The following is a 9,700-nucleotide window of genomic DNA, read 5'->3' on the forward strand; positions in this document are numbered from 1 at the left end:
CCGCCTCGGGCCCGTCCAGGTGCGGGGCGAAGCCGCCGCCGCGGGCGGTGCCGAGCAGCCGGCCGTCGGCGGCGACCAGCGCGACGTCGGTCTTGCTGTTGCCCGCGTCGACGGCGAGCACGGCGCCGCCGGCTTCGCGGGCGCCGCCGGCTTCGCGGGCGCAGCCGGTTCCGCCGGCTGCGCGGGCTTCCTGAGCGCCGCCGGCCACGCGAGCATCGCCGCTTCCGTCGGCGGTCAGGTGTGCGTCCAACTGGTGGTGGTCCATCCGATCCCCGGGCTCGTTCCCGAGCCCCGGCCCCAGCGGCCGGGGCAGACTCGACTGGTCGATTTGTCGACGTGCCGTCAGACCCAGTCCAGATGGTTCCGGTTGTGCGCCAGCAGCCGGTCGGTCAGCCGCTCCGCGAGGTCCAGCTGCCCGACCAGCGGGTGCGCCAGCAGGGCGTCGAAGACCCGGTGCCGCCCGCCCTTCAGGGCCGCCTCCAGGGCCAGCTCCTCGTAGCAGGAGACCGCCGCGACCAGCCCCCGGAACAGCGGCTCGACCGGCCGCTGCGGCAGCGCGGTCACCCGGCCGTCCGCGATCCGCGCCGGGACCTCGATCACCGCCTCCGCGGGCAGGAAGGGCAGCACGCCGTCGTTGCGGGTGTTCACCACCTGCACCCCGGGCGCCGGCCCGCTGCCGGTGCCGAGCAGCGCCGCGAGCAGCTGGACCGCCGCCTCCGAGTAGTAGGCGCCGCCGCGCTTCTCCAGCAGCTCCGGCTTGGTGTCCAGCGCGGGGTCGGCGTAGAGCGCCAGCAGTTCGCGCTCGATCGCGGCCACCTCGGCGGCCCGCGAGCCCTTCACCCGTAGCTCCCCGACCACCTCGTCGTGCTGGTAGAAGTAGCGCAGGTAGTAGGAGGGCACCACGCCGAGCCGGCGCAGCAGCGGCAGCGGCAGCCCGAGGTCGGCGGCGATCGGCTCCCCGAACCGCTCCAGCAGCTCGGGCAGCACCTCCCGCCCGGGCCCGTCCGCGCCGCCGCCCCAGCCACCGCCCGCCCCCGGCTCCAGCAGCGTCACCCCCCGCTCCCAGGTCAGGTGGTTGAGCCCGACGTGGTCCAGCCGCACCCGCTCCGGGGCCACCCCCAGGTGCGCCGCGAACTTGCGCTGCAGCCCGATCGCCACGTTGCACAGGCCGACCGCGCGGTGCCCGGCGTCCAGCAGCGCCCGGGTCACGATGCCGACCGGGTTGGTGAAGTCGATCAGCCAGGCGTGCGGGTTGGCCCGGCGCACCCGCTCGGCGATGTCCAGCACCACCGGCACGGTGCGCAGCGCCTTGGCCAGCCCGCCCGCGCCGGTGGTCTCCTGCCCGACGCACCCGCACTCCAGCGGCCAGGTCTCGTCCTCGTTGCGGGCCGCCTGGCCGCCGATCCGCAGTTGCAGCAGCACCGCGTCGGCGTCCGCCACCGCGGCGTCCAGGTCGCCGGTGGTGGTGACGGTGGCCGGGTGGCCCTGCCGGACGAGGATCCGCCGGGCCAGCGCGCCGATCAGCTCCAGCCGTTCGGCGGCGGGGTCGACCAGCACCAGTTCGCCGACCGGCAGGGTGTCGCGCAACCGGGCGAAGCCGTCGACGAGTTCGGGCGTGTAGGTGGAGCCGCCGCCGACGATGGCGAGTTTCAGTGACATCAGCCCTTGACCCCTGTCAGTGTCACGCCTTCGATGAAGGCCTTCTGGGCGAAGAAGAAGAGGAGGATCACCGGCGCCATCACCAGCAGGGTGGCGGCCATGGTCAGGTTCCAGTTGGTGTGGTGGGCGCCCTTGAACGACTCCAGGCCGTAGCTCAGGGTCCAGGCGCCGGGGTTCTCGCTGGCGTAGATCTGCGGGCCGAAGTAGTCGTTCCAGCAGTAGAAGAACTGGAACAGCGCGACCGCGGCCACTGCCGGCCGGGCCATCGGCAGGATCACCCGCAGCAGGGTGCGCAGCTCCCCGCAGCCGTCGACCCGGGCCGCCTCGGTGTACTCCCGCGGGATGGTGAGCAGGAACTGCCGCAGCAGGAAGATGGTGAAGGCGTCGCCGAAGGCCATCGGGATGATCAGCGGCCAGAGGGTGCCGGTCAGGTGCAGCTGCTTGGCCCAGAACAGGTACATCGGGATCACCGTGACCTGCGGCGGCAGCATCATCATCGAGATCACCGCCATCAGCGCCAGGTTGCGGCCGCGGAACCGGAAGCGGGCCAGCGCGTAGGCCACCGGCAGGCTGGAGAGCACGGTCAGTGCGGTGCCCGCCCCGGCGTACACCAGGGTGTTGCGCCACCAGGTGAGGAAGCCGGGGGTGTGCCAGACCTTCGCGTAGTTGCTCCACTGCCAGTGCTGCGGCCAGAAGTCGGTGGTCAGCGCCTGCCGGTCGGTCATCACCGAGGTGAGGAAGACGAAGACGAACGGCAGCAGGAAGAAGAGCGCCGCGGCGACGGCCAGCGAGTGCACGGCCACCCAGTTCAGCACGGCCCGGCGCCGGGCGGTGCGTGCCGCGCCGCGGTGCGGGGCCGAGGAGAGCGCGCCGGGCAGTGACGGGGTATCGGTCAGCGTCATGGCTCAGTCAGTCCTCGATCAGTCGTCGCTGCCCACGAAGCCGGCCCGGCGGCGCAGCAGCAGGCTGGTGAAGGCCATCGACAGGGCGAACAGCACCAGGGCGACCACGCAGGCCGAGCCGGTGTCGAAGCGCTGGAAGCCCAGGTTGTAGACCATCTGCGGCAGGGTCCAGGTGGAGCCGTGCGGGTAGCCGGGTTCGAACTGCTCGCCGGAGCCGCCGATCACGCCGCTGGCCACCTTCCCGGCCACGATCGCCTGGGTGTAGTACTGCATGGTCTGGATCACGCCGGTGACCACGGCGAACATCACGATCGGCGCGATGTTGGGCAGCGTGACGTAGCGGAACCGCTGGATCGGGCCGGCGCCGTCCAGCTCGGCCGCCTCGTACTGCTCGCGCGGCACGTCGAGCAGCGCGGCCAGGAAGATCACCATCAGGTCGCCGATGCCCCACAGCGCCAGCATGGTCAGCGCCGGCTTGGACCAGGTCGGGTCGTTGAACCAGCCCGGCTGCGGCAGGTGGAGCCTGCCGAGCAGCTGGTTGACCGGCCCGGTGCCCGGGTTGAGCAGGAAGGCGAAGGCGATCGTGGCGGCCACCGGCGGGGCCAGGTAGGGCAGGTAGAAGGCGGTCCGGAAGAAGCCGGCCCCGGTCTTCACCTTGGTGATCAGCAGGCCGATGCCGAGCCCGAAGACCACCCGCAGCGAGACCATCACCGCCACCAGCCAGAGCGTGTTGCCCAGGCCCTGCCAGAAGAACGGGTAGTGGTCGAAGACGTAGGTCCAGTTCTTCAGCCCGCTGAAGACCGGCGGCGTGAAGCCGTCGTACTTCATGAAGGAGAAGTACACGGTCGAGACCAGCGGGTAGCCGAAGAAGAAGCAGAAGCCGATCAGCCAGGGCGAGAGGAAGGCGAGGGTGCGCACGGCCTCCCGCCGGCGCTTGCGGCGCAGCGCCGGGGCGACGGGTGGGCGGGCGGAGCGGATCACGGCCATCGCGGGCTCACTGCGCCTGCGCGATGGCGGCGTCGATCTCCTGGTCGGTCGCCTTGAGGCCGCCCGCCAGGTCGGTCTTCTTGCCGCTCTCCACGTCGTAGGCGAAGTTCTGCAGGCTCACCTGGTACGCGCCGCCGTTGATGCTGGCCGGGGTGGTGGTGGAGTTCGGGTTCCTGGCGATGTCCAGGAAGGTCCTGAAGTTCGGGTCCTGGGTCAGGTTGGGCGAGTTCAGCGCGGCGACGGTGCTCGGCACGTTGTGGATCGCGTTGGCGAAGCTGACCACGGCGTCGGTGTCGGTGGTCAGGTACTTCACCAGCTGCCAGGCGGCGGCCTGCTTGGTGCTGGTGCGGGCGATGCCGATGATGGTGCCGGTCTGGTAGCCGCGGCCGTAGCTGCTCGCCTGGTCGTCCGGCACCGGGAAGGGCGCGGTGGCGTAGTCCACCGTGGACTTGTCGTCGCTGATCGACTGGGTCCGCCACTCGCCGTCGATCGCCATCGCCACCTGGCCGGTCTCGAACGGGTTCTTGGCGCTGAACTCGTCGCCGAAGGTGGTCCGGAACTTCTCCAGCTTGTCGTAGCCGCCGAGCTTGTTCACCAGGTCCCGCTGCCAGGTGAGCATCTGGGTCACCGTCGGGTCGCCGGCCAGGTCCGACTTGCCGTCGGCGCCGAAGTACTTGGTGCCCCACTGGCCCAGGTAGTGGGCGGGGGAGGACTCGTAGCCGTGGAAGTCCGGCATGAAGCCGAGCTGCTGGTAGCCGTCCCCGGCGGCGATCGTCAGCTTGACCGCGTCGGCGTCGAACTCGCTGAACGTCTTCGGCGGTTGGGCGATGCCGGCGGCGGCGAACGCCTTCTTGTTGTAGTACAGCCCGTAGGCGTCGCCGAGCAGCGGCAGCGAGCACTGGTCGCCCTGGAAGCCGCTGTACTTGAGCATCGGCGCCGGGAAGGTGCTGGTCGGGTCGATGCCGTCCTGCTTGAGGAAGGGCGCCAGGTCGACCCAGATCTTGTCGGCGCAGAACTTGCCGACGTTGTCGGTGGTGAAGGAGGAGACCACGTCGGGGGCGTTCGAGCCGCCGGCCCGCAGCGCCTGCTCGCTCTTGTCGTCCGAGACGTTGGCGACCACCTTGACGTGGATGTGCGGGTTGAGCTTCTCGAAGGCCGTGATGTTGGCGTTGATCGCCGCGAGCTCGTTGTCCTGGCTCCAGCCGTGCCAGAACGTGATGGTGACGTCCTTGCCGTTGGCCGAGGTGTCGGAGCCGCCGGAGTCCTGTCCGGTGCAGCCGGCCAGCAGCGCGATGCTGGCACCTAGCGCCATCAGGGTGGCCGCCCGGTGGGTGCGGGTCTGGGACACGGGTCCTCCTGGGGGTACGGGGGCGGGCGGCAGTGCCCGTCGCCCCGGCGGGGGATGGGGGGAGGCTGTGCTGGGCGAGACGGTGTGCGGGGATGGCGCATGGGGTGCGGTTCGGTGACTCGGGTCTCTGTGGGGCGGGCGCGGGTGACTCGGGCGGGCGGACTCGGGCGGGCGGACTCGGGCGGGCGGACTCAGGCCGTGGTGAAGACCCTCTCCCGGGCGGCGGTCAGGGCGTGCTGCAGGGCGCCGTGCAGCACCGGGGAGCCGGGCACGGTGCCGTTGAGCAGCCGGGGCCGGGGCACCGCGAGGCCGTCGAGCTCCTCCTGGACCAGCTCGCGCAGCCGCTCGCCGCCGGCGTTCGGGATGGCGCCGCAGAGCACCACCAGCTCCGGGTCGATCACCGCGACGATCGAGGCCAGCCCGGTGGCCAGCCGGTCGGCCAGCTCGCGCAGGAACGCGTCGCCCGCGCCCGGGGTGGCCAGCGCGCGTTCGATCGCCGCCTCGGCCGTGCGGGCGGACAGCCGGTGCTGCCGGGCCAGCGCCAGCACGGCGTTGGCGCCGGCCAGCTGCTGGAAGCCGCCGGCGTTCTCCCGGCGGACGTTGCGGACCACCGGCGCGCCGGGCAGCGGCATGTACCCCACCTCGCCGGCGCCGCCGGTGAAGCCGCGGTGCAGCCGGCCGCCGAGCACGATCGCGGCGCCGATCCCGTCCGCGGCCCAGAGCAGCACGAAGTCCCGGCAGCCCTGCGCCGAGCCGAGCGCCTGTTCGGCGACCGCGGCCAGGTTGACGTCGTTCTCGATCGAGACCGGCGCGCCCAGGGCCGCGGCCAGCTCCTCGGTGAGCTGCGGGGCGTGCCAGCCGGGCAGGTGCGGGGCGTACCGCAGCTTCCCGGTGGCCGGGTCGATGGCGCCCGGGGTGCCGATGGTGACCTCGGTCAGGCAGTCCGCCGCCAGGCCGGCCTGCCGCAGCGTCGCGGCCACCCCGTCGGCCACCCGGGCGACCGTGCCGCCGGCCTGCCGCCCGGGCGTGGCCACCAGGTGCTCGGCCAGCGTGCGGCCGGTCAGGTCGGCCACCGCGAAGCGGATCTGGCCGGGTGTCACGTCCAGTCCCGCGACGTGGCCGGCGGCCGGATTCAGCTGGTAGAGCTGGGCGTTGGGGCCCGGACCGCCGGCCGTGGTGCCGACCGGCAGCACCAGGCCGGCCGCCTCCAGGCGGGCCAGCAGCTGCGAGGCGGTGGGCTTGGACAGGCCCGTCAGGGTGCCGATCCGGGTGCGGGAGAGCGGGCCGTGGGCGAGCAGCAGGTCGAGCGCGGCCCGGTCGTTGATCGCCCGCAGACGACTGGGGGTGCCGGGGCGGGGGGTGCTGGTGGTGTCGGTCACGCGCTTGATCCTCCTCCATCGGCCGCGGGTCGGATGCCGCCTGGGGGCTGCCTGTGATTGGAAACTTTACTAACAGTTTCCGGGCTGTCAATGACTTCGGCAGCGGCGCCGGACGGCCCGGGTGCCGCGGACGCCGGGCCCGGAACGCACCGGAGCCCCGCGACCGGGGTGGTCGCGGGGCTCCGGGAGCCGCCGGTCAGGACGGCCGGTCGGTCAGGGCAGCTTGTTGAAGGCGTGCTCCTCCTCCGGCGTGGGCGCCGGGATCGGGCGGGTGGAGAGCGAGCGGGCCGAGGCCGGGTCGGAGAGCGCGGACGGCGGCAGGGTGGTGTCCGCCGGTGCGGCGGTCGCGGCCGGCGTCGCGGCGGCGTCCTCCTTGAGCTTGATCCCCGCCTCGTCGAAGGCCTCCTTGAGCCGCTGCCGCAGCCCCCGGGTGACCAGCGACGCCTTCCCCGGCATGGTCCTGGCCTGCACCCGCAGCACCACGGTGTCGGCCGCCACCGACTCCACGCCGAGCACCTCGACCGGGTCCCAGAGCAGCTCGTCCCAGGGCGACTCCTTGGCGAACCGCTCCGCGGTCGACAGGATCAGCGCCTCCACCCGGGACAGGTCCTCCTTGTAGCCGACCTGCACGTCCACGGTCGAGGTGGACCAGCCCTGGCTCATGTTGGCGATCCGCTTCACCTCGCCGTTGCGGATGTACCAGATCTCGCCGTTCGCCCCGCGCAGCTTGGTGACCCGCAGCCCGACCTCCAGCACCGTGCCGGTGGCCACCCCGGTGTCGATCTCGTCCCCCACGCCGTACTGGTCCTCCATGATCATGAAGACCCCGGAGAGGAAGTCCGTCACCAGGTTGCGGGCGCCGAAACCGATCGCCACGCCGGCCACCCCGGCGCTGGCCAGCAGCGGGGCCAGGTCCATGCCGAGCGCGGAGAGCACCATCAGCGCGGCGGTGCCCAGGATGCCGAAGGAGGAGACGCTGCTCAGCACCGAGCCGATCGCGGCGGAGCGCTGCTGACGGCGCTCGGTGTTGACCAGCAGGCCGCCCAGCCGGGTCCCGGCCTCGGCGTCGGCCTCGGGCTCCCGGGTCATCCGGTGTATGAACTGGGCGATCAGCTTGCGCACCACCGCGCGCAGCAGCAGCGCCAGCACCACGATCATGACGATCCGCAGGGCACCCTCGACCCAGCCGGTCCAGTTGCTGTCGAACCAGGTCGCGGTGTTGCGGGCGCTGGTGGCCACGTCGTCCGCACTGGTCGGCAGGTGGAGCTCCGGGACGGAGCCCGCGCCCGAACCGGCGCCGGAGCCCGGGCTCGGCGAGGCGGCCGGGTGACCGGCGGCCAGGGAGAGAAGGGCCGGGGGACCGGGCCAGCTCACGGTGGAACCTTCCTGCAGGCGGACACGCACGGGGTCCGCCGCGGACACGCCGACCGCGCGGACCGTGCGGCTCAGCCTAGCGCCCGTCCGCACCCGCGTTCACCCGCCGTTTCCCCCGTCCGGGCGGCCCGCTCCCGCCGGAGTGATCTTGCTAGGCCGCTCAGCGGCGCGCCGTGGGCCGTTCGAGTGCGATGCGGCACGCCGCTGGGCATAGAGATCAGGACGACCGGTGCGGACCCGAACCCTCTTCGGTCCGTTACCCGGTAGTGGTGGCGCCGTACAAAGTCGTAAGGCGACACTGGGGGTGATCGCGCAGCGATGCGCGGTCATCCGCTCGTCCCGGCGCGAGCCACGCGCCGCAGGCGTCCAAGGAGGCATCCGTGCCGCATGTCCTGGTCCTCAACGCGTCCTACGAGCCACTCGGCGTCGTATCGATGCGCCGCGCCCTCATCCTGGTCCTCAATCACAAGGCGGTCAGCCTGGAGGACTCGGGTGTCACTCTGCACAGCGCCACCAACGCCGTTTCGGCGCCCTCCGTGGTCCGGCTCACCCGGTTCGTCCGGGTGCCGTTCTGCGGGCCAGTTCCGCTCACCCGCCGCGCACTCTTCGCCCGTGACCACGGGCGTTGCGTCTACTGCGGGGCCGCCGCCACCAGCGTCGACCACGTGATCCCGCGCAGTCGCGGCGGGCAGCACCGCTGGGACAACGTGGTGGCGGCCTGCCGCCGCTGCAACCACATGAAGGCCGACCGCCACCTGACCGAACTCGGGTGGCGGATGAAGCGACCGCCGGCCCCGCCCAGCGGGCTCGCCTGGCGCATCATCGGAACCGGGATCAAGGACCCGCGCTGGCGGCCCTACCTGGAACCGTTCGGCGGCACGGACCAGTTCCGTGACTTCGAGCACCACGACCATACCGACCACCAAGGGACTCCGGTTCCGCTGGGCCGGTCCCGTCCCGTCCACCACGGTGAGCATCCGGAGGCGCTCACCGCCTGACCAGCGAGGGCCGAACGGTGCCTCATGGGCCGGCAGCACGCTCAGTCGAGCGCGCCGCCGGCCCGCCGCTATGCTCGGCCCCCATGACGCCGCCCCGGAGCCAGGTAGCCGCGATCTCCTTCGACGCCGACGACACCCTGTGGGACTTCGGTACCGCCTCGCAGCTCGCCCTCGCGGTCGTCGCCGACCGGCTGACCGAGGCCGGCCTGCACCCGCCGCACGGCCCGGCCACCGCCGACTGGCTCGCCGCGCTGCGCGAGCGGGTCGCCGTCGAGCGGCCCGGCGCCACCCTCGACGAGCTGCGCCAGGCCGCCTTCACCGCTGCGCTGGCCGCCTGCGGGCGACCCGACGAGCCGGCAGCGGCCCGCGAGCTGTTCACCGAGTACACCCGCGTCCGGCACGGCGGGGTGACCCCCTTCCCCGAGGTGGTCGCGGTGCTCACGGCGCTGGCCGCCCGCTTCCCGCTGGCCGTCACCACCAACGGCAACACCGACCCGGAGCTGGTGGCGGGCCTGGCCGGCCGCTTCCACTGCGTCACCAGTCCGGCCGAGTCGGGGCTGTACAAGCCCGATCCGCGGATGTTCCACCTCACCGCCGAGCGGCTCGGCGTGCTGCCGGCGGCCGTGCTGCACGTCGGGGACCACCTGGACGAGGACGCGCTGGGCGCCCGGGAGGCCGGGCTGCAGAGCCGCTGGCTGAACCGGCGCGGCCCCGGCCCCGGCGCCGAGCGGGCGGCCCGGGCCGGGATCGCCGCGATCGGCTCGCTGGCCGAGCTGCTGGCGCTCGCCGGCTGACCAGGGCCCGACCAGGGCCCGACCCGGGCCCGAGCCGGCGCAGCCCCGGGGAGGCCCGACCCGGCGCAGCCCCGGGTGGCCCTGGGCGGCCCTGGGCAGTCCCGGGAACGTCCCGGGCCCGGTCGGGTCAGCGCGGCGGCGGTGACGACCAGACCGGTGCCGTGGTGCTGGTGTCCGGCGACGGCCCAGACCGCGACCAGGACGACCGAGCTGATGTACCAGACCGGCATCACCGCGCCGAGCATTCGGCCGCCGTGAG

General features: G+C 72.9%; 8 protein-coding genes and 2 pseudogenes. 2 read left to right on the forward strand and 8 right to left on the reverse strand.

Going from position 1 to position 9,700, the window contains the following annotated elements:
• The 7 genes and pseudogenes from ACQRUO_RS36395 to ACQRUO_RS36425 form a co-directional block, all read right to left on the reverse strand.
• A pseudogene (locus ACQRUO_RS36395) lies at positions 1–265 on the reverse strand (hypothetical protein); the annotation flags it as partial.
• Between the two features lie 77 nt (positions 266–342).
• Positions 343–1,653 carry a 6-phospho-beta-glucosidase gene (locus ACQRUO_RS36400; protein ID WP_428320461.1) on the reverse strand — a complete coding sequence of 437 codons (1,311 nt, stop codon included), beginning with the start codon at positions 1,651–1,653 and terminating at the stop codon, positions 343–345.
• 5 nt (positions 1,654–1,658) lie between these two features.
• A complete protein-coding gene (locus tag ACQRUO_RS36405) occupies positions 1,659–2,561 on the reverse strand; it encodes a carbohydrate ABC transporter permease (protein WP_428320454.1) in 903 nt (300 codons plus the stop codon).
• Positions 2,562–2,579: 18 nt separating this feature from the next.
• Positions 2,580–3,548, reverse strand: coding sequence for a carbohydrate ABC transporter permease (locus ACQRUO_RS36410; RefSeq protein WP_428320455.1), 969 nt, complete (start codon positions 3,546–3,548; stop codon positions 2,580–2,582).
• Between the two features lie 7 nt (positions 3,549–3,555).
• Positions 3,556–4,896 (reverse strand): extracellular solute-binding protein, encoded by a 1,341-nt coding sequence (locus ACQRUO_RS36415; protein ID WP_428320456.1) that lies wholly within the window; start codon positions 4,894–4,896, stop codon positions 3,556–3,558.
• 191 nt (positions 4,897–5,087) lie between these two features.
• A complete protein-coding gene (locus ACQRUO_RS36420; RefSeq protein WP_428320457.1) occupies positions 5,088–6,275 on the reverse strand; it encodes an ROK family protein in 1,188 nt (395 codons plus the stop codon).
• A 213-nt stretch (positions 6,276–6,488) separates the two neighbouring features.
• Positions 6,489–7,649, reverse strand: coding sequence for a mechanosensitive ion channel family protein (locus ACQRUO_RS36425; RefSeq protein WP_428320458.1), 1,161 nt, complete (start codon positions 7,647–7,649; stop codon positions 6,489–6,491).
• 380 nt (positions 7,650–8,029) lie between these two features.
• On the opposite strand from ACQRUO_RS36425, the gene ACQRUO_RS36430 reads away from it, so the two are divergent.
• The gene (locus ACQRUO_RS36430) at positions 8,030–8,647 is read left to right on the forward strand and encodes an HNH endonuclease (protein ID WP_428320459.1); all 618 of its coding nucleotides are present in this window, start codon (positions 8,030–8,032) and stop codon (positions 8,645–8,647) included.
• Between the two features lie 83 nt (positions 8,648–8,730).
• Complete coding sequence (locus ACQRUO_RS36435; RefSeq protein ID WP_428320460.1) at positions 8,731–9,441, forward strand: HAD family hydrolase; 711 nt, start codon at positions 8,731–8,733, stop codon at positions 9,439–9,441.
• A 128-nt stretch (positions 9,442–9,569) separates the two neighbouring features.
• Here ACQRUO_RS36435 and ACQRUO_RS36440 read toward each other — a convergent pair.
• Positions 9,570–9,700, reverse strand: a pseudogene (locus ACQRUO_RS36440) (DUF1772 domain-containing protein); the annotation flags it as partial.

The sequence above is a fragment of the Kitasatospora sp. LaBMicrA B282 genome, assembly GCF_050325825.1.
GTDB lineage: Bacteria > Actinomycetota > Actinomycetes > Streptomycetales > Streptomycetaceae > Kitasatospora.